The 19,562-nt window shown below is 69.3% G+C and carries 19 protein-coding genes; 1 reads left to right on the top strand and 18 read right to left on the bottom strand.

Annotated elements, in window-relative coordinates:
• From ASD47_RS19800 to ASD47_RS19850, 11 genes are all read right to left on the bottom strand, one after another.
• The gene (locus tag ASD47_RS19800; protein ID WP_056760174.1) at positions 1-1,095 is read right to left on the bottom strand and encodes an LLM class flavin-dependent oxidoreductase; all 1,095 of its coding nucleotides are present in this window, start codon (positions 1,093-1,095) and stop codon (positions 1-3) included.
• A gap of 88 nt (positions 1,096-1,183) precedes the next feature.
• Entirely contained in the window at positions 1,184-1,822 is a 639-nt protein-coding gene (locus ASD47_RS19805) for a glutathione S-transferase family protein (RefSeq protein WP_056760175.1), read from the bottom strand.
• A 3-nt stretch (positions 1,823-1,825) separates the two neighbouring features.
• Positions 1,826-3,403 carry a rhodanese-like domain-containing protein gene (locus ASD47_RS19810; protein WP_056760177.1) on the bottom strand — a complete coding sequence of 526 codons (1,578 nt, stop codon included), beginning with the start codon at positions 3,401-3,403 and terminating at the stop codon, positions 1,826-1,828.
• Complete coding sequence (locus ASD47_RS19815) at positions 3,400-4,002, bottom strand: cysteine dioxygenase (RefSeq protein WP_056760180.1); 603 nt, start codon at positions 4,000-4,002, stop codon at positions 3,400-3,402. Before ASD47_RS19815 ends, ASD47_RS19810 begins: the two co-directional genes overlap by 4 nt.
• 4 nt (positions 4,003-4,006) lie before the next feature.
• Entirely contained in the window at positions 4,007-6,181 is a 2,175-nt protein-coding gene (locus ASD47_RS19820) for a TonB-dependent receptor (RefSeq protein WP_056760181.1), read from the bottom strand.
• Positions 6,182-6,312: 131 nt separating this feature from the next.
• Positions 6,313-7,311 carry an ABC transporter substrate-binding protein gene (locus tag ASD47_RS19825; RefSeq protein ID WP_056760183.1) on the bottom strand — a complete coding sequence of 333 codons (999 nt, stop codon included), beginning with the start codon at positions 7,309-7,311 and terminating at the stop codon, positions 6,313-6,315.
• Positions 7,311-8,168 (bottom strand): class II aldolase/adducin family protein, encoded by an 858-nt coding sequence (locus tag ASD47_RS19830; RefSeq protein ID WP_056760185.1) that lies wholly within the window; start codon positions 8,166-8,168, stop codon positions 7,311-7,313. The genes ASD47_RS19825 and ASD47_RS19830 overlap by 1 nt, the downstream gene beginning before the upstream one ends.
• 12 nt (positions 8,169-8,180) lie before the next feature.
• A complete protein-coding gene (locus ASD47_RS19835; RefSeq protein ID WP_056760187.1) occupies positions 8,181-9,131 on the bottom strand; it encodes a D-isomer specific 2-hydroxyacid dehydrogenase family protein in 951 nt (316 codons plus the stop codon).
• Positions 9,128-10,294, bottom strand: a complete 1,167-nt coding sequence (locus ASD47_RS19840; RefSeq protein WP_056760189.1) for an acyl-CoA dehydrogenase family protein — start codon at positions 10,292-10,294, stop codon at positions 9,128-9,130. The genes ASD47_RS19835 and ASD47_RS19840 overlap by 4 nt, the downstream gene beginning before the upstream one ends.
• On the bottom strand, positions 10,291-11,100 hold the full coding sequence (locus ASD47_RS19845) for an ABC transporter ATP-binding protein (protein ID WP_056760191.1): 810 nt from the start codon (positions 11,098-11,100) through the stop codon (positions 10,291-10,293). The genes ASD47_RS19840 and ASD47_RS19845 overlap by 4 nt, the downstream gene beginning before the upstream one ends.
• Before the next feature lie 2 nt (positions 11,101-11,102).
• A complete protein-coding gene (locus tag ASD47_RS19850; protein ID WP_056760193.1) occupies positions 11,103-11,912 on the bottom strand; it encodes an ABC transporter permease in 810 nt (269 codons plus the stop codon).
• A gap of 129 nt (positions 11,913-12,041) precedes the next feature.
• Here ASD47_RS19850 and ASD47_RS19855 point away from each other — a divergent pair, with 129 nt between their 5' ends.
• Complete coding sequence (locus tag ASD47_RS19855; protein WP_056760195.1) at positions 12,042-12,878, top strand: LysR substrate-binding domain-containing protein; 837 nt, start codon at positions 12,042-12,044, stop codon at positions 12,876-12,878.
• Here the strand turns inward: ASD47_RS19855 and ASD47_RS19860 are convergent.
• The 7 genes from ASD47_RS19860 to ASD47_RS19890 form a co-directional block, all read right to left on the bottom strand.
• Positions 12,875-14,230, bottom strand: a complete 1,356-nt coding sequence (locus ASD47_RS19860; RefSeq protein ID WP_056760197.1) for an FAD/NAD(P)-binding protein — start codon at positions 14,228-14,230, stop codon at positions 12,875-12,877. The two genes, ASD47_RS19855 and ASD47_RS19860, sit on opposite strands and share 4 nt — an antisense overlap.
• A 322-nt stretch (positions 14,231-14,552) precedes the next feature.
• Positions 14,553-15,194, bottom strand: coding sequence for a hypothetical protein (locus tag ASD47_RS19865; RefSeq protein ID WP_056760199.1), 642 nt, complete (start codon positions 15,192-15,194; stop codon positions 14,553-14,555).
• A gap of 1 nt (position 15,195) precedes the next feature.
• Positions 15,196-16,533, bottom strand: a complete 1,338-nt coding sequence (locus ASD47_RS19870) for a Stk1 family PASTA domain-containing Ser/Thr kinase (protein ID WP_056760201.1) — start codon at positions 16,531-16,533, stop codon at positions 15,196-15,198.
• Positions 16,530-17,186 (bottom strand): hypothetical protein, encoded by a 657-nt coding sequence (locus ASD47_RS19875; RefSeq protein WP_056760203.1) that lies wholly within the window; start codon positions 17,184-17,186, stop codon positions 16,530-16,532. Before ASD47_RS19875 ends, ASD47_RS19870 begins: the two co-directional genes overlap by 4 nt.
• Positions 17,186-18,235 carry a hypothetical protein gene (locus tag ASD47_RS26745; protein ID WP_156402332.1) on the bottom strand — a complete coding sequence of 350 codons (1,050 nt, stop codon included), beginning with the start codon at positions 18,233-18,235 and terminating at the stop codon, positions 17,186-17,188. Before ASD47_RS26745 ends, ASD47_RS19875 begins: the two co-directional genes overlap by 1 nt.
• On the bottom strand, positions 18,235-18,780 hold the full coding sequence (locus tag ASD47_RS19885) for a hypothetical protein (RefSeq protein WP_056760207.1): 546 nt from the start codon (positions 18,778-18,780) through the stop codon (positions 18,235-18,237). Before ASD47_RS19885 ends, ASD47_RS26745 begins: the two co-directional genes overlap by 1 nt.
• A 21-nt stretch (positions 18,781-18,801) precedes the next feature.
• Positions 18,802-19,554 (bottom strand): hypothetical protein, encoded by a 753-nt coding sequence (locus tag ASD47_RS19890; RefSeq protein ID WP_200945280.1) that lies wholly within the window; start codon positions 19,552-19,554, stop codon positions 18,802-18,804.
• Positions 19,555-19,562: the final 8 nt, after the last annotated feature.

Genomic DNA, 19,562 nt, shown 5'->3' on the forward strand with positions numbered 1-19,562 from the left:
TCAGCTCGCCGCCCGCGCCAGGCGAAGGTCGCGCTCGGCGACCCGCTGGCGGACCAGCGGGATCAGGTCGCGACCGTAGGCGATGGCGTCCTCGACCGGGTCGAAGCCGCGGATCAGGAAGGTCGAGACGCCCAGGTCGTAGTAGTCGAGCAGGCTTTCGGCGACCTGTTCCGGCGTGCCGACCAGGCCCGTGGAGTTGCCTTGCGCGCCGGTGACGCCGGCGACGCCGGTCCACAGGCGCTTGTCGAGACGCGAGCCTTGCGCGGCCGCGTCCAGCAGGCGCTGCGAGCCGGCGTTGGGCGGACGGTGACCCGTGGTCGGCAAGCCGGCGGCCTCGCGCAGCGCCTTGGCGCGAGCGACGATGTCGTCGGCGCGCGCCCAGGCGGCTTCCTCGGTGTCGGCGATCACTGGACGCAGCGACAGCGAGAAGCGCACCTGGCGGCCGTGCTTGGCCGCGGCGGCGCGGACGCGGGCGATGGTCTCGCGCACCTGGGCCTGGGTTTCGCCCCACAGGGCGTAGATGTCGGCGTGCTTTCCCGCCACCGGAATGGCCGCATCGGACGAGCCGCCGAAATAGATCGGGATATGCGGCGCCTGAAGCGGCTTCACCGCGCCGAAGCCCTGGTCGACCTTGTAGTACTTGCCCTCGTAGTCGAACGGCTTGTCGCCGGTCCATTCGGCGCGAACGATGTCCAGGTACTCGCTGGTGCGGGCGTAGCGCTCGTCCTTGGTCAGGTGGTCGCCGTCCTTGGCCAGTTCCTCGTCCGACCCGCCGGTGATGATGTGCACGGCGACCCGGCCGCCAGTGAAGTGGTCCAGCGTCGCCAGCTGCCGGGCGGCCAGGGTCGGTTGGGTGAAGCCCGGCCGGTGGGCGATCATGAAGTTCAGTCTCGTGGTCACCGAAGCCGCATGGGCGACGACCAGCTGGCTTTCCGGGCCGGTCGAGTGGAAGGCGACCAGGGCGCGGTCGAAGCCGCCGTCCTCATGCACGCGGGCGGTCTTCTCGACATAGGCTACGTCGATGGCGGGGCCGAACGGCGGATGGATCTCGGACGCGTGCTGCGTGCCGATGAAACCGATGAATTCAACGCTCATGGCGGGCTCCAGTTTGGGGTTCGATCTTAGGGACGGCCTCGCCCGACGATGAGCGAGGAGTTTTCAAGCGCGTTATGCGGGCGGCTCATCAGGCCGTTACGGGCGCGGCCTCCCTGCGCAGGGCGCGGACCACTGAAGGGCGGGCGAAGGCGCGAGCGGCCTTGGCGCTCCAGGCGGGATAGCGTCCGGTGTCGATCTGGCGCCGCTCGGCCCAGCGCCAGATCACCAGGGCGTAGGCGTCGACGACGCTGAAATTCTCGCCCAGCAGCCAAGGGCCCGGCGCCTGGGCCAGGCGCTCGATGTCGGTGAGGGTGCGGGCGAAACGGGCCTCGCCGGGCGTGGCCAGGGCGGCCTTCACCGCCTCGTCGTCGGCGTAGCGCTCCGGCCGGGCGATCTGGGCGAAGGCCACGTGCACCGTGCTGGCGAACCAGCTCATCACTTCGTAGGCCTTGGCCAGCCCCAGCGGGTCGGCCAGGGGCAGAAGCTCGCTGTGCGGGTAGCGATGGGCCAGGTAGGTCAGGATCGCCAGGACCTCGGTCACGGCCTGACCGTCGACCAGCAGGGTCGGCACGCGGCCGCGCGGATTGACCTTCAGATAGTCGGGTTTGTGCTGGTCGCCGGCGGCGAGATCCAGCCGGTGGGCGCCGTAGGGAATGTTGATCTCCTCCAGCGCCACAAGTGGGGCGAGGGACGAGGAACCGGGCGCGAAATAGAGCTGCAGGGTCATGGTTCAGATCACGTAGAAGCCGTGCGTGCCGTCGCGCGCCAGTTGCTCGACCAGACCGAACTCCCAATCGAGATAGGCCTGCATGGCTTCGGCCGCGTTGTCGGTGCCCTCATAAGGGCGCTTGTAGATGTCGGTCGGGGCGTTGGCGGCGCGGGTCAGGCCTCCCTCGACGGCGCGGCCGGCGGCGATCCAGGCCTCGGTCCCGCCGGCCAGGACGCGGACGGAGCGGTCGGTCAGGTCTTCCAGTTCCGGCGCGGCCAGGGCCGCCAGGACGCCGTCGGTCGAGGTCAGCACGAAGGCCCTGTCCTTCGGCAGCCTGTCCAGCGCCTCGGGCAACTGGGCGCGGATCGCGAACCAGGCGCCGGGCACGTGAGCTTTGCGATGGCGCGGACTGGGGGCGAGGTCGATCACGACCACGGCCTCCTCGGCGATGGCCTGGGCCAGGTCTTCGGGCGACAGGGCCTCGACCGCCGGCAGGACGGGCAGGCGCGGCGTCCAGGCGCCGGTCTCCAGCCCGCCCTTGAAGCCGCCGTCCAGCACGTAGACTTCCCAGCCCAGCTGGGCCAGCCACGAGGCGGTCATGTCGGCGCGAGGCCCCAGATCGTCGGCGAGCACGATGCGGCCGCCGCGCACCGGGGCGAAGACGTCGGTCTCCTGCACCAGCTGGCCCCCAGGGGCCGAACGGAAGCCGGGGATGTGGCCCGTCGTGTACTCCTCGGGCGTGCGGACGTCGAAGCGGTAGAGGGTGCGGTCGCCGTCCTTGCCGAGGTCGGCCAAGCCCGCCGCGTCGAGGCGGCGGACGCCGGCGCGGTAGGCGACGTCGCGGGCGCGGCTTCGGGCTTCGGCCAGGGTCTGGTCACGAACCTCGGGAAACTTGCGGTCCTGGCCATGTTCCAGCGTCTGCTGGGCCAGGGTCCAGCCAATCGTGCCGTTGCGCAAGGCGAAGACAGGGTTGGGCAGGCCGGCATTCACCAACGATTGGGCGCCGATCAGGCTGCGCGTGCGGCCGGCGCAGTTGACGATGATGGTGGTCGAGGGATCGGGCGCCAGTTCGCGGGCGCGCAGCACCAGTTCGGCGCCGGGCGTGCTGATCCCCCCGGGAATGCTCATGACCGCGTATTCCTCGAACCGGCGGGCGTCGAGGATCACCTGGTCGGCCTGGGCGTCGATACGCGCCTGGACCTCCTGGGCCGGCAGGGACGGCGTATGGCGGCGCGCCTCGACCAGTTCGCCGAACGCCTTGCTGTAGGAATTGACGTCCTGGAACAGCTCGTAGCCGGCGGCGCGCCACCCGGCGAGGCCGCCGGCCAGCGCGTGGACGTTCGTGTAGCCCAGGGCCGCCAGCCGTTCGGCGGCGGGCGCGACCAGGCCCTCGCCGTCGTCATAGAGGACGATCTTGGCGCCATGGCGTGGGACGCGGTCGAGGATCTCCGCCTCCAGCCGGCTCAGCGGCAGTTGCGAAGCGAACAGCGGGTGTCCTTTGGCGAAAGGGTCTTCCTCGCGCAGGTCCAGCAGGGCGATCTCGCGTCGGGCGATCAGGTCGCGGCGGACCTCTTGCGGCTTGACGACGGACAGGGTCATTCGGCGGCTCCGTAGGCCAGGGCGCTGGCGCGGTCGAACAGGAGAGGTGGCGGGACGTCGGCGTAGCCGGAGACGAAGGGCTTGGGCCGGCCGTCGGCGCCGTAGGTCGACCGCCGCACCGTCCCGATATCGGCGCCATAGACGTGGATGCTGATCGAGACCCGGTCTTCGAAGGCGTTGGCGACGCGGTGGATGTCGCCGATCGTCGGCGAGACCGCTTCGACCTGGCCGGTTTCCAGGCGATGAACCTGGCCCGCCGCGGCCAGGGCGTCGCCCCGCCGCGCGTAGGACTGGGACAGTTCGGCCCCCCGCAGGACGCCGACCAGGCCCCAGACGGTATGGTCGTGGACGGGCGTCGCCTGGCCCGGCCCCCAGACAAAGCTGACCACCGAGAAGCGGCCGGCTGGATCGCGGTGCAGCAGGTACTGCTGGTAGCGCGTCGGATCGGGCCGGCTCTGGGCTTCCGGCAGCCAGTCGTCGACAGCCACGAGGTCGGCCAGCAGGGCGCCGCCCTCGCGCAGGATCACGGCCTCGTCGCCGGTCTGGTCCAGCAGGTTGGAAAAGTCGGCCACGAAGTCCGAGAGGCGGTGCTGGCTCATGGGGTCACAGCGCGTATTTGAGGGTGACGAGGAAGGTCCGGGGATCGGGGTAGTTGCGGTAGTAGACCCCGGTGGACGGTGTGTAGGTGGCGCTGACCGGCTTGTCGGAATCGAGCAGGTTGCGGCCTGACAGCTGCACGGCCCAGCGCGGGTCCGGCGTCGTCCAGGTGATCGAGCCGTTCAGGAAGCCCTGGGCCGGCGCCTTGTCCTGCGGGCGTTGCAGCGCGTTGAAATAGGCCTTGCCCTGCCATTGGGCGTTCAGGCCCAGGCGCACGGAGCCCGGAATCTCGATCGGCACGTCGTAGGTCAGACCGCCGGATAGGCTCCAACGCGGCGAGTTCAGCAGGCGGTGTCCGTCGGCGTTGACGCCCACCCCGCCGGCGTTGCGGTATTTGTCGTAGACCGCGAACAGGTAGCCGACCGAGGCTTGCAGGCCGAGCCGCTCGGTCGGGCGAACGTCGCCCTCGATCTCGACGCCGTATGTGTGGGCCTTGCCGGCGTTGCCGCGGATCGAATTGCCCGGATAGGCCGGGTCGCTGTAGCTGACCTGCAGGTCCTTGTAGTCGTTGTAGAACGCCGCCAGGTTCAACCGCGCGCGGCGGTCGAACAGCTCGGTCTTCAGGCCGGTCTCGTAGCTGTCGACGTTCTCGGGGGCGAAGGGCCGGGTGGCCAGATCCAGACGCGTGGCGCGGTTGTCGAATCCGCCCGATTTGAAGCCCTTCGACCAGGTTACGTACTGCAGGACCTCGTCGGACCACTGGTACTGGGCCGAGACCTTGGGCGTGATCGCCGAGAAGGTCTTGTCGGCCTGGCCGGCGATCGACTGGCCGACGACCTGGCCGGCCAGGTTCAGCACCTTGTTGTCGAAGACGAAGTTCTTCTTCTCGTTGGTCCAGCGCAGGCCGCCGGTCAGGGAGAGGCGGTCGGTCGCCTTCCAGGTCGCTTCGCCGAACACGGCGTAGGCGTCGGTGTTGGTGATGTTGTGGGCCCGCGCGAAGCTGTAGTTGCCGGGCGTCGTCACCGGGTCGGTGTTCTGGGCGTTGCGGCGGCTGTAGCCGTCGCGCTGCACGAAGAACCGCTCGTGCAGATAGAACAGGCCGCTGGTGAAGGTGACGTCGCCGAAGTCGCCGTTCAGCTGGACTTCCTGGGTGGCGTACTGATCGTTGTAGTGGATCAGGTTCTTCTGGATCAGCGCCGCCTCACCGTCGTTGTCATAGGCGACGGGATTGAGGTTGAAGCCGCCGTAGGCGGTGATCGACTTCAGCTTCAGGTGCTCGGAAAGCTCGTACTGGACGCGCAGGGAGCCGCTGATCTGGTCCAGGTCCTGGACCGGCTCGACCTCGGCGTATGAGCGATCGTTGCGGAAGATTCCGCCCGGCTGGTTCACCGGGATATAGCTGCGCGTGTCGCTGCGGTCGCGCAGGGCGTTGACGGTCAATTGCGCGTCCAGGCGTTCGGTCGGCGTCCAACGCAACTTGGCGCGGAAGGCGTCCAGGTTGATGCGGTTGACGTCGTGGTTCAGCGTCGGATCGAAGGTGACGCCGTCGCGCTCGTGATGGATGTACGAAAGGCTGCCCGACAGCTTGTCGGCGACCAGAGGTCCTTCGATCAGGGCGCGGACGTCGACGGCCCCATAATTTCCCAACCCGACCTCGGCCTTGGCGCGCAGATTCTGGCCGGGATCGCGAGTGATGATCCGCAGGGCGCCGGCGCTGGAGTTGCGGCCGTACAGCGTGCCTTGTGGGCCGCGCAGCACTTCGATGCGCTCCAGGTCGTTGAACTCGACCATCGAGCCGATCTGGCGCGGGATGTAGACGTCGTCGACATAGACGGCCAGCACCGGTTCCTGGATCGGGTCGGCCTCGCCGACGCCGCGCAGGGCGTAGGTCTGGGTGGTGTGGCTGATCGTGACCCGGCTGATGCTGAGGTTCGGGATCTGGCCCGACAGGTCGCGGATATTGTCGATCTTGCGGTCGGCCAGGACCTGCTGGCCGAAGGCCGAGATGGCGATGGCGGTCTTCTGCAGGTCGGTGGCGCGTCGCTCGGCGGTGACGATGACCTGCTCGACCGCGGGGGCGGCCCCGTCGGCGCTGGAAGCCGGTTCGGCGGCCTGGGCCGCGCCGGCCATCGCCAGGCTGGAACTCAAGAGCAGAAGATCACGCGAGCGAAATTTAGGCATTCGACCTATCCCCGATTTATCTTGTAGGGATTTGTCATCTGCGCGATCTGTTCTCAACGAATATAAAATCTGGAAATCGATAGATTTGCTTATATCAAGAACGCTGCGGTTCTATATTTGTGCGGCAAATATCACTTCAGGAACGACGTCAGCCGGTCATCCCACAGCGGCTTGACCTGGACGGCGCTTGGTATGACCTTGGCGGTCGCGAAGGTGTCGGCCACGGCCTGCTGTGAGGCGATCGCCGCCTCGCTGATCGGGCCCAGGATCGAAGGCGAGCTGCGCTCGCGGAACTCCTGCTCGTAATAGGCCTGCTTGACCCCGGTGGCGGCGGCGCGGATCTTGGCCCAGCGGACGCCGTCGGCGTTGATCCAGTCGAACACCTGGCGATAGCGTCGGACGTAGTCGCCGATGGCCTTCAGCCGCTCCTGCTCGTCCAGCGCTTCGGCGGCGGCGGTGATCAGGTAGTTGCCCGACAGGATCCCCTGGGCGGTGGTCAGCACTCGGGCCCCGGCTTCGCGGGCCTGGTAGACGATGACGCCGTAGATGATCCAGGCGTCCAGCGCTCCGCTCTGGAAGGCGGCCAGACCGTCCTGAGGGCTCAGCGCCACGGGCGTGATGTCGGCCCAGGTCAGGCCGGACTTCTCCAGCAGCCGCAGCAGGATGTAGTGCGAGGTCGTGGCCTTCACATAGCCGATCCGCTTGCCCCTCAGCGCCTTAAAGTCCTGGGCGGGCGAGCCCTTGGGCACGAGCACGACTTGGTTGTTCACGTCGCCTTGCAGCACGCCGACGATGCGGACCTGGTTGCCCGGATGGTCGGCCACGAAGATCGGCGGGATCTCGCTCATGCCGCCGAAGTCCAGCGCCCGGGCGTTGATCGCCTCGGCGATCAGGTTGCCGCCGGCGAACTGGGTGCGAGCCAACTTGTAAGGCGGAGCCTGGATCCCCGCCTGGTCGAAGAAGCTCTCGGGATTGCCGCGATAGGTGGCGACCCGCAGGGTCAGGTCAGAAAGGTTGCCGGTCTTGGCGGCGGGTTTGGGCGAGCAGGCGGCGAGACCGGTCATGGAGAGGCCGGCGATCGACACGCCGCCGACCATCAGGCCGCGCCTGGACATCGTGAAACCGGTCATCAGTCGAACAGGTCCGGTTCTTCTTCGGTGACGACGTCCCAATAGGGCTGGAAGGCCCAGAGGCCGCCGGCCTCGCTGCCGACCTGGCTGGCGGTGTGCGCGGCCACCTCGGGCGGCATGGGCTTGGTCGGACCGGCGGCCTCGGCCAGCAGCTGGGTCTGGCAGGCGTTCTCCAGGGCCAGGTAGCGCCAGACGGCGGCCTCGACCGATTGACCAACGGTCAGGATGCCGTGGTTCTGCAGGATCACGGCCTTCTTCGGGCCCAGCGTCCGCGCGATCTTCTGGCCCTCGCTGGTGTCGAGCACCACGCCGGAGAATTCCTCGAACAGGGCGTGGTCGTCATAAAAGGCCGCCGAGTCCTGGGTCAGGGGGTCGAGCAGGCGTCCCAGGGCGGACCAGGCCTTGCCGTACAGCGAGTGCGAATGGGCGGCGGCCACGACATCCGGACGGGCCTCGTGCAGCTGCGAATGGATGGCGAAGGCCGCGCGGTTCAAGCGGGCAGGGACCCTGGCCGGCGGCTCGACGACGCGGCCGTCATGGCTGACCAGCATTAGGTCCGAGACCTTGATCCGGCTGAAGTGAACGCCGAACGGGTTGACCCAGAAATGGTCCGTCAGTTCCGGGTCGCGGGCGGTGATGTGACCGGCGCCGCCCATGTCGAAGCCGTAGCGGCCGAACAGGCGATAAGAGGCCGCTAGGCGCTGCTTGCGATAGAGGCGCTCGGCCTCGACGGTGGGCTGGCGCGGGATCTCGCGGGTCCCGAACTCGGGCAGGACGGTCTCGATCTTGGCGGGATGCGGCGCGGCGGGCGCGAAGCTTCTTCCCTCAAAGGCTTGGGGCGCGGGAATGGCGGTCATGGCGTTGATCTCTCAGTAGCCGCGCGACAGGTCGACGACGCCGGCCAAGGGCGCGCCGGACCGGAAGCGGGCCAGGTTCTCGGCGAACTGGGTCGCCAGGTTGATACGGGTGTCGGGCGTATGCACCGAGGTGTGCGGCGACAGGCGAACCTTGGGATGGCCGTAGAACGGGTGGCCGTCCGGCAAAGGCTCGGGGAAGGTGACGTCTAGGCTGGCGCGGCCGACGCGGCCCTCGTCCAGCGCCGCCAGCAGGGCCTCGTCGTCGATCAGGGCGCCGCGGGCGATATTGATCAGGTGCAGGCCGGGCTTGGCGTGCAGCAGGAGGTCGCGGTTGATGATCCGCTCGGTCTGCGGCGTCGCCGGCGCGGCCAGGACGACATGGTCGCTGCGCTCGAACAGGGTCTTGAGGTCAGCGACGCGCTCGACGCCGGGCACCGGGATCGGGGCGTCCGAGCGGCGCACCGCCAGCACGTTGATCCCCAGGGCCTGGGCGCGCGGGGCCAGGGCTTCGCCGATGGCGCCGAAGCCGACCAGGCCCAGGGTCGAGCCGGCGACCAGTTTCAGCTGCTGCGGCGCCCAGCGCGAGGCCTGGTCGATCCAGATGTCCGGCAGGCGCTTGGCCTCGGCCAGGAGGGCGGCCAGCGCGAATTCGGCCAGGGCCACGGCGGACGAGCCGCGCGCCGAGGTCACGACGGGACCGTCGAACAGCCAGTCCGGATAGAAGTCGATGCCGACCGAAACCAGCTGCACCCAGCGCACGTCGAAGGGCCAGCCGGGCGGCGGGCGGTCGGGCAGAACCCCGCCGGCCTTGCGGAAGGGCGCGGCGACCAGGACCTTGGCCTGGGGCGGCAGGGGCGCGGTCAAGCCCGGCGGCACGGCGACGATCTCGGCGTCGGCGACATGCTGGGCGAAGACGCTGTTGAACACCTCGGGCAACTGGCTGGCGACGATGAGGCGGCTCATGCGCCCAGTCCCGCTAAGGCGGCGCGGCCGGCGCTGGTCAGGACCACGTCGGCCTGCGGCGTGTGGACCCGGCCGCAGAGGACGTCGCGATGGTGGCGCTCCAGCGGATTGGCGCGGGTCAGGCCCGGATTGCCGGTCAGTTTCAAGGCCCTTTCAACGGCCGAAATGGCGTTTTCGGTGACCAGATGCTTGACGAGACTGGCCTCGACGCCGTCGACCTCGCCCCGCGCGGCGGTGTCCAGCAGGACGCGGTTGGACAGCAGCAGGCCGTCGATCTCGCCCACGGCTTCCTGGAACCGCGGCAGGGTCGAGAGGGCGGCGCCCAGGTTGGCCGGCTTGCGGTTGGCCAGGAATTCGACCAGCCAGTCCCGCGCCGCACGGGCGACGGCGTCATAGATGGCCGAGGTCAGCACCGCCGACCATGTGGCGAAGCTGGCCGGATAGGGCGGCGGCGCGCCGACGGGCTGGGGATCCAGGGCATGGTCCAGCGGGACCAGGACGTCCTCGAACACCACGTCATGGCTGGCGGAGGCGCGCAGGCCCAGGTGGTCCCAGGTCTCCTCGATCGAAATTCCGGGGGTGTCGGCGCGGACCAGCCAGCCGCCGACTAGAGGTTCGGGGTCGTCGCTTCGGGCCCAGACCACGAACCAGGTCAGGTTGGTGGAGCCGGTCGAGTAGATCTTGCGGCCGCTGAGCCGCCAGCCTTCGGGCGTGCGGCGGGCGATGGTGGCCGGCAAGCCGCCGCGGGCGGGCGTGCCGAGGTCCGGCTCAACCCGCAGGGCGTTGATCAGGGCGCCGTGCTCGATCGCCTCGCCGATGACGCGCTGCTTCAGATGCTCGGGCCAGCCGGAGCGGCCTTCGACCGAGGCGTGGAACAGGTACTGCATGACCAGGACGAGCGCCGTCGCCGGCTCGCCGCGCGCCACGGCCGAGATCACCTTCAGCGCCGTCGGCAGGTCGGCCTCCAGTCCCCCCAGCCGCGCGGGCGCGGTCAGGGCCAGAAGGCCCGCCTCGTGCAATTGGCGGAAGTTGTCGGCCGGAAAGCTGGCCTCGCGGTCGTGTTGGCCGGCGGTGGCGGCGAAGGCCTTCGTCAGCTCCAGCAGGATCGCATCGAGATCGGGCAGGCGCGCTTGAGCCTCGAAGCGACGGACGGGGGCGTTCACAGCACGACCTCGCCGGTAGGGAAGGCGAGCAGGTGACCTTCGCCATGGGCGGGCCCGGACTCGACGCCGAGCTGGCTCAGCAAGCGGCGGCGGATGGCCTGGAAGCGGGCGTCGAGCGTTCGCGGCCGGTCCAGCGTGATGCGCTCTTCGGCGGCGATACGGCCCTTGTCCAGCACCAGAACCCGGTCGGCCAGGGCGATGGCCTCGTCGACGTCGTGGGTGACCAGCAGCACGGCCGGCGCGTGCTCGCGCCACAGCGACAGCACCAGATCGTGCATCTTCAGGCGGGTCAGGGCGTCCAGCGCCGCGAACGGTTCGTCCAGCAGCAGCAGGCCCGGCGCGCGGACCAGGGCCCGGGCCAGGGCCGTGCGCTGAGCCTCGCCGCCCGAGAGGGTGCCGGGCCACGCGTCGAGGCGATGGCTAAGGCCCACCTCCTTCAGCGCCGCCTCGGCGCGGGCCCGGACGTTGCCGCCGGAAAGGCCAAGGGCGACATTGCGCCAGACCTTCTTCCACGGCAGCAAGCGCGCATCCTGGAACACGACCGCCCGGGCGTCGGGGGTCTTCACGTCCTGCCCCCGGGCAGGGTCGAGCCCGGCCAAGGTTCGCAGCAGGGTTGTCTTGCCTGAGCCGCTGGCGCCCAGCAGGGCAACGAACTCACCCGGGGCGATCGACAGGTCCAGGCCGTCGATGACGGTGTTGTCGCCGAAGCGGCGGACGAAGTTCGAGAGCCGTACGGCGGGTTCGGCGGCCTGCTGGAGGGGGCGGGTGACGGCGGGGCGAGAGAGTCGCGGTTGCGAAACGGCCATGATCATTGCTCCACAAGGCTGGGGCGCCACGCCAGCGCCTTGCGCTCCAGCGTGCGGACAAGGGCGTCGGCGCCGAGGCCGAGCAGGGCGTAGACGACCAAGCAGACGACGATGATGTCGGTTCGCATGAAGTCGCGGGCGTTGTTGACCAGATAGCCCAGCCCGGCCTGGGCGTTGATCTGTTCGGAGATCACCAGCACCAGCACCGCAACCCCCAGGGCGTAGCGCAGGCCGACGAAGAACGAGGGCAGGGCGCCGGGCAGGATCACCTCGCGCACCAGGCTCCAGCCCGAGAGGCCAAAGCTGCGGGCGGCCTCGACCAGGCGCACGTCGACGCCGCGGATGCCGGCGAACAGGTTCAGGTACAGCGGAAAGGTCGCCGAGACGGTGATCAGCAGGATCTTCGGCGTCTCGCCGATGCCGAACCACACGATGAACAGCGGCGTCAGGGCAAGAACCGGGATTGTCCGCTTGATCTGCATCAGCGGATCGACCAGCGTCTCGCCCCAGCGCGACAGACCCGAGATGAGGCCCAGGGTGGTGGCCAGAACCAGGGCGACACCGAGTCCCGCGCCGGCGCGGGCCAGGGAGACCAGAAGGTTGCGGGGCAGTTCGCCCGAGACGGTCAGGGACCAGAAAGTCTCCAGGACCGTGGATGGCGCGGCCAGCACCCGGGGCGGGACCACGCCGGTGCGCGCCCCCAGCTCCCACAAGGCCAGCAATAGGACCGGAGACAGCCAGCGGGCGCGGGCCAGGCTGGGCCAGCGCCATGGCCTAGGTTCAGAAATTCTGTAGGTCGTCGCCAGAGACACTGCGGTCCTCTCTCGTCGGAAACCGTTGCGACGCAAGCGCCGTGGGTCCAGAAAGAAGGACGTTGAATTCCTACTTGATCAATAGACTTATCCTCACAGGCCTTATTAGCATTTCTCAAGAGGACGCCCATGGTCACCAACCTGCCGACCGAACTGCTGCGGAGCTTCGTGGCGATCGTCGACTCCGGTTCGATGCTGCGGGCGACCGAGCGGGTGTTCGTCACCCAGTCGGCGCTGAGCCTGCAGATGAAGCGCCTGGAGGAGACGGTGCTGACGCCGCTGTTCCACCGCGAGGGGCGGCGCCTGGTGCTGACGCCGGCGGGTCAGACCCTGCTGCCGAGGGCGAGGGAGATCCTGGCGCTGAACGATCGCGCCGTGGTGGCCCTGACCGGCGACGCCCTGGCTGGACCGGCGCGCGTCGGCCTCGTGCAGGACTTCGCCGAGACCCTGCTGTCGGGGGTGCTGGCGCGGTTCGCCCAGCTCAATCCCGACACCCAGCTGCAGGTGCGGGTGGCGGGCTCGCCGGAGCTTCTGGGCCTGCTGGAGGCCGATCGGCTGGACGTCGTCCTGTGCATGGGCGCGGCGGACGATCCGCGGGCCGCGCGCGTGGTCCCCATGGCATGGCATGGCGACGCCGCCCTGGCTGAGAGCGACGTCCTGCCGGTCGCCATCCTGGAGTCGCCCTGCCGCTTTCGCGACGCCGCCCTGGCCGCGCTGGAGCGGGACGGGCGGCCGTTCCGGGTGGCTCTCGAAACCCCGAGCCTGTCGGCCCTGCGCGCGGCGGTGCAGGCGGGTCTGGCGGTCACCTGCCGCACAGCCCTGTTCCTGCCCGAGCGCGCGCCGCTGGCCAGCAATCACTTACCGTCGCTGCCCGACGTGGCCTATGTCCAGCGGATCAACGACACCCCGCACGCATCGATCGTCAAGCTGGGGCAACTGATCCACGCCGCGGCGTTGGATCTCTAGGTCAACGCCGCCATCACCGTCTCGGCCACGGCGGCGACCTGGACGCGGATGTCCGGCACGGCGGTGACCTCCCACGAGGTTCCGCGCGTCGCGGGACCAACGGCCAGGAGGGTCGGCGAGGCCTGGCCGGAGAGGTCGCGCAGCCGGTTGTCGTCGTCGACATCGAAACCGAGGCGTAGCGGATCAGGTCGCGCCAGGCCGCGCCGAACCAGGTCCAGGATCAGAGGATCGGTGGAGTTCAGGACGTCTCCGGTCGGACCAGTGCAGTTGATGACCCGGGCCGCGCGGAAGGCGTAGCCCTTGTCCTGACCACGCCCGCGCCAGCGGCACAGGGCGAAGCCGTCGGCTTCCAGCGTCAGGCTGCGGATCTTGCCGGCCGCCAGGACCAGTTGACCGGTGGCGCGCAGGGCGCCGATCCGGCCGGCGACCAGCGGGGCCAGGCGGTGACGGTGAATGTCCCAGAACGGACGGGCATGACGCAGGAAGGCTTGTTTCTGCGGCGCGGACCAGCTGCGCCACAAGGCCTGTGTCGCCGGTCGGATGGCGTCGATCGCGGTACGCCAGCCATGGTCGCCGGCGGCCGTACGCAGCCAGCTGAACGCCTCGAGCGGCGAGAGATCGTTGGCCGGCGGCGTCGGCAGGACCAGCGGCGGCGCGCCGTCGTGCTCCAGCGGCGCCAGGCCACGCCGCGACAGCGCCAGCATGGGGCGGCCCGGTTGCGCGTCGTTCAGCGACAGCGCGACGTCCACCATGGTCAGACCCGTACCGATCAACAGCACCGGACCCGCCGGCAACTGGGTTGCGTCCCAACGCCAGGGATCGGCGACATAGGCCTGCGAGGCGGCGAAGGCCTCGTCGACCCCAGGGGGGCGCGCCGGCGGCGGATTGCCCAGGGCCAGGACAACGGCATGGGCCGTGACCGCCCGTCCCATGGCGCACCGAAGGCGCCAGCCGTCGCCACCCGGCTCGATCCCGACCACCGCGTCCGGCGTGACCACCAGGCGGCCGGCGCCGGCGGCTCCCTCGGCGATCTCGACGACCTGCTGCTGGATATAGCGGCCATAGTCCGCGCGCGTGGCGAAGTCCGCCGGGCCCAGGGCAAGCCTCTCGCGGTTCAGCCATCTGACGAAGTGTTCGGGGTCGTCCGGCCAGGCGCTCATATTGCCGGCCCGCACGTTCAGGCGATGATCCGGATTGTGTGAGGCGTAGGCGGCCCCAAGGCCGACGGGTGTGCGCCGCTCGAACAGGATCACCTTGGCGTCGGCCGAGCGCTTGAGGATGTTCAGCGCGGTCGCCACCCCGCTGAACCCAGCGCCGACCACGGCGATGACAGGTGCTGACCTAGCGCGCATGGGAAAACTCTATAAACTTAATAGGGTTTTCTCGACCATCGCCCGGCATTCTGCAAGTCGCCTGGGCGATCTGTGTTGCGCAGGCGTCGTGGATCGTTCGAAGGTTGTCGGTAATATATTGAAATTGTTATATAAAGCTGCCGATTTCATCGGCGCGGCAGGCATAGCCGCCCGCGCGACGTCTGTCGCGAGAATGGGGCCTCGACAGGCGAGCCACCTTTAGACGGCTCCTCGGAGGCGGCACGGCCTTAGCTTGTGCAAACGCCGGGCGGCGCGTTCCGGTACGACGGATGGTCCGGGCCGGTCTTCCCGCGGCGCGGCGTCATTTCACGAGGAGGCGCACCGCGTTCGTAGTCGTCACCAGGATGCGTGGCGCGGCGTCCTGGGTTTGAACGGTAAGCTCGGCCGCCTCGTTCGTGGTCAGGACCTTGTCCTCGGCGCTCACGAAGGTCGCCGACAATCCCCGGGCCGCCAAAAGCGTGTCGGCCTGGGCGCCCTTCAGGCCACGCACGTCGGGCATGGGCGCCGCGTCGTCGAGGGCCTGGGGAGGCGGTACCGGAAGAATCTTGAAGGTCAGCTTTGCCGCGCCCTGGCCTTGAAAGGCGTAGCGCTGCTGAAAACCCGCGTCGACCGGAGTGACGTAGGTGCGCGCCTGCCCGACGGCTCCGGGCTGGTTCGCGCCGCCAGCGCTGCCGTCCGCGCCGCCGGTTCCTCCGACATGCATCGAGACCTGCACCTCGCAGGTTGTCTCGGGCAGCACGTAGAAGGTGGGGCGGTAGCCAATGGCGCGCAGCGCCTGGACGCCCTCGTCGCCATCGGTTTCGTACATGGCCAGAGTCGCGGCTAGGGAGGCATGGTCGAGCGCAGCCTGGGCTTCGGCGACACCGCGGCCGACTGCCGCGATGACCTCGCCGAGCGGGGTCGCCAGGCTGTCGCTGAGGAAATCGGCTGCATCCTGGGCCATCTCAAGTTTCCTTTTTCACATCGGCGGCGAAGATCACCAGCACCCTCGCGCCGCGCCCGCTGACTGCGCCCGCGACGGGCGACTGCACCATCGCCTGTCCCGGCGCGACGGCCGGGTTGAGCGCGAGCGGGCCCACGCTGGCGTCCAGAGTCAGGCCGACCGAAGCCAGGACCCGCCTCGCCGCGTTCTCGGTCAGTTGGCTGACGTCGGGCACGCGCGGACCGCCCTCGGCGGACGCCGTTTCCCCCGGAAGGAACTCCATCCTGATGTCGCTGAGCGCGCCCGGCGGCACGGTCTTCAGATCTTCCTTGCCCAGCAGTTCTAGGCGGCCGCCGTCGTCCTGCAGCACGGCCTTCGCCGTCACCTGGATCGCCCCCAGGGAAAAGCCGCGCGGCTTCAACGTGGTTTGGGCGTCGTCGAGTTGGCTGGCCACGGTGGTGGCCAGATCGACCATGCCCACCGCCTTTCCGCCAACCGCCGGCCTGACCGTCGCCGCGGCGATCGCCTGTTCCTGCTGGGCGACCGTGGCGCGCAGGCCGGCGATGACGGTCTCCTGGTCATCGATGACCCGGGCCCGGTCGGCCAGCAAACCATCGCGTTCGGCCAGGTCCTTGTCGCGCTGGGCAAGGCGGGTGGACAAGGCCTGAGCAGCCTCCTCGGCGGTCTGGGCGCGCGCGACGGCGACATCGGCCTTGGCGACGACGTCCCGCAGATTGGCGATTTCGGCGTCGCGCTGGACCAGGTCCTTGTCGCTCTGGGCAAGGCGGATCGACAGGGTCTGGACGGTTTCTTCCGCGGTCTGGGCGCGCGCGGTGGCGAGATCGGCCTTGACGGCGAGGTCCCGCAGGTTGGCGATTTCGGCGTCGCGCTCCGCAAGGACCCGGGTCTGGTTGGCGATCAGGGTGTCGCGTTCAGCCAGATCACGGGTGACCGTGCTCGGCGTTTCCGACGCGGCGACCCCGCCCACCATCAGCGTCTCGCCGCGCAAGCCGGCGGTCGCGAAGGTGCGGGGCTGGGCGAAGCGCTCCACCGCCGCGAGGTGCTGGACCTGCCCGAAGTCGACCACCAGGCTTCCGCCCCGGGCGGCGCGCGCGATCGCCGGGCTGACCGACATTATCGCCGCGCTCTCCACGAGCCGGAAGGCCGGGGCGAGGGGGAGGGTGTCGTCCTCGATTGTCCCCGATCCCTTGGCGCGGCCGTCGGCTCCTGTCTTGGCGGTCGATCTGGTCGTCCAGGCGTTGGCCTGAAGATCGAACAGCTGGACCTCCAGGGCCATGCCCGCGACGGGGGCGCCGGCGGCGTCGGCCAGCCGCGCCGACCAGGTGAAGGTCGTGCTCATCCCACGACCTCCAAACCGACGATGGCCCGCGCGCTGAAGGCGCCGATCGACGCAGCGACGGCGACGACGGCGCGCGCCGGCTCGCCGTCGGCGATCGCCAGCGTGGTTGCGGCGCGGCCAGCCGCGTCGGTCCGCAGCAGGGCGGCCGCGAGGCGCGTTCCCGGCTTGCGCGCGAAGCCCGCAACGCCCCGCGCGGCCGAAAGAATGGCCGACGCGCCGTCGTCGATATTGAGTTCCACCGGTTGATCGGCCAGCACCTCGCCCGCGCTGTTGGTCACGGTCACGGCCAGGGACGCCTCGCCGCCGATGTTCTGGCCCACGGCGAAGGCGATGCGCGGCGTCGGCAGGCCGTCGCCAGGCGGCGTGGCCACCAGGCGGCCGCTGATCGTGCTGCTGACCTGCTGATTGCTCGCGCTCGGCGGACGGCCGGTGAACAGCAGGGCCACGGGACGCCCTCCGGTATCGACGCGGGTTTCCATGTCGACCTGGATCGAAAAGTCCAGATAGGGCAATTGATAGCCGCCCAGCGGACGGCCCGCTGGATCGATGCGCGGACCGCTGTTGAGCGCAATCTGGGCTTCACGCACCCCTTCGGCGAGCGCCACCAGCATTTCCTCGATCGAGTTGCCGACGAAGCGGCTTTCGGCCGGCATCAATCGCCTCCCTCGGATTTGTCTCGAGCGTCGTCGGCGCGCTTGGCCTTCAGCCGTTCCAGCGCCCTGTCGCGACGAGTGTCGTCATGGGCTGCGTCAGCCTCGCGCAACTCGCGGACATCCCGCGCCATCTCGCGCATCTGGTCGGCCTTGTCAGTGAGTTCGTCGATCGTGCCGACTGCGACCGCAAGCTTTCGCGCGGTGTCCCGGACATAGGGATCGGCGCGGCCGAGACCGGGAATCCGTTCGCGCGCGCGTTCGACCCAGTCCTGGGGAATGGCTTCACGGGCGGAGTCGAGCGCCCGTCCGGCGGCGGCGTAGGCGCGACGGCCGCGGCTCAGCATGTCGCGAGCCCGTTCCAGTCGGCGATCGAGCGGATCGCCGGGGCCGTTCCGGGGACGCTCGTCCGGCGTCCGCAGAGCTCGTCCGGCGTCGCGCAGCGCCCGGCCGCCGCCGGCGACCGCGGCCAGGCGACGGACCGCCTCGGCGCGCGGATCGGCGTCGCGATCGGCGGCTCCGGGGGACCGTTCGCCCGACTTTTCACTCGTGCGGGGCGGGGTGGGACGCTCGAACATCTCGGGGAGGGACGCCGCGGCGCGCCTGAGGTCCGGAGGCAGGGCGCCGGGCGTCGGGCGCACCGCCTCGCCGGGCGTAGGTCTCAAGAGCGGGTTGGACGCGCCGCGAGGCGCCTCGCCCGGCGTGGCGCGGAGGACTGGGAAGGGGATAGGCGGCGGCGCGACCCGCCCCGCCGGAACGGGCAAGGCCGGGACCGCACGGGCCGCGTCGCGTCCCGCGCTCCAGCGGGCGAGCTCGGCCCGCCGCTGATCCAGCGGTGTCACCGCGTAGCGCGGATCATTCGGCCCGGGCGCGGTCAGGCCCGCCATCCGCGCCTCCAGCGCACGCCGCTCGTCCATCAGCCGCGCCAGCTCAGGCGACAGCGTCGCCGGATCGGGGGACGCGGCGGTGGATGGCGCCGCCGCGATCCGTGTCGGGACGGGCGTCGGATCACGTGCGCGCTTCAGCGCGTCCTTCCAGGGCGCGTCGGACATCAGGGCGTCGGAGCCCGTCGTTGCGCGATGAGCTCGCGTACGCGTTCCTCGAACAGCGCGGGCGCCGGTATCGGCACCACCTTAGTCCTCATGAGGCTCGAGCCCTCGGCGCTGTACTGGTATTTCGCCGCGAAGCTGGCGCTGACGCTGCTGGAGCTTACCGAACCGCCGCCGCCGAACGGCGTCCAGAAGGCGCCGCCCTTGCTCACCGAGCTGCTGCTGCTGTGCTTGATCTCGGTCTCGGACTTGAATGAGATCGACATCTTCAGTTCGATCACGGTGTCGACGAACTGATAGAAGGTCGGCGAGAAGCCCAGCTCCATCAGGCTGTATTCCTGCCCGTCGCCGAACTTGACCAGATAGTTCGTCGACTTCGCGCCGTCGCCCTCCTTCTCTTCGTCAGCCTCTTCGTCAAATCCGGCCATCAGGCGGGCGATGCGCAGGGAGACCAGATCAAGCTGCAACTGCGCCTGGGCGATGCCCACGCCCAGGCGCTGGACCATTTCGGGGAAGGGGACGGCGAGAAGTTCTGTGCCGACGCTCATGGCTTGGCCTCCGTGCGGGGGTTAGGGGGTCACCGGCGGGGCCAGCTTCTTGTCGAGCACGCGGCGGCGGCGCTCGACCTCTTCATCCATCTGCCGACGGATGCGATCCTCGAGGATGGCGGGCGGCGGCAAGGGGACGAGCTTGGTGCGCAGCAGGCTCGATCCCTCGGCCGAGTAGCTGTATTTCGAGGCGTAGGTCGCGTCGACCTGGCTGGTCGTCACCTGGCTGTTGGTGTTGGTGCCGAACCGGCCGCCGAAGAAACCCCAGCCCATGTTGAAGCCGTTGCTCTTGGACGTGCTGGTGTTGTGTTGGCCGTAGCCGGACTCGCTGGTGCGGGTGATCTTGATGGCGATCTTCACCTCGATGATCGTGTCGACGAACTGGTAGAAGGTCGGGGTGAAACCCAGTTCCAGCATCGACAGCCGGGTCGGCACCCGGATCAGGGCCGTGTCCTTGTCGGCCTGGGGCACTTCGTCCTTCTGGGCGTCTATGAGCGCCTTGAGGGCGTTCTTGTCGCCGCCGGTGATCGCCTCGTCGGCGGCGATATAGGCCTCAGCCTCCTTGATGGTCATCATGTCGTAGCCAAAGAAGATCCGGCTGTCGTCGAAGGTCTGTTTGCCCTCGGCGTCGGTGATGACCTTGAGGCCGCCCATCATCTCGGCGACCTCGATGCTGCTGCCGTCGAGCTTGACCTGGCCTTCGGCGATGGCCAGCGCCATTTGGCGGATCATGTCGCCCATGGGGACGTTGAGCAGTTCCTGTCCAATCGCCATCGTATTCT

Source organism: Caulobacter sp. Root1472 (genome assembly GCF_001426985.1).
Classification (GTDB): Bacteria; Pseudomonadota; Alphaproteobacteria; order Caulobacterales; family Caulobacteraceae; genus Caulobacter; species Caulobacter rhizosphaerae.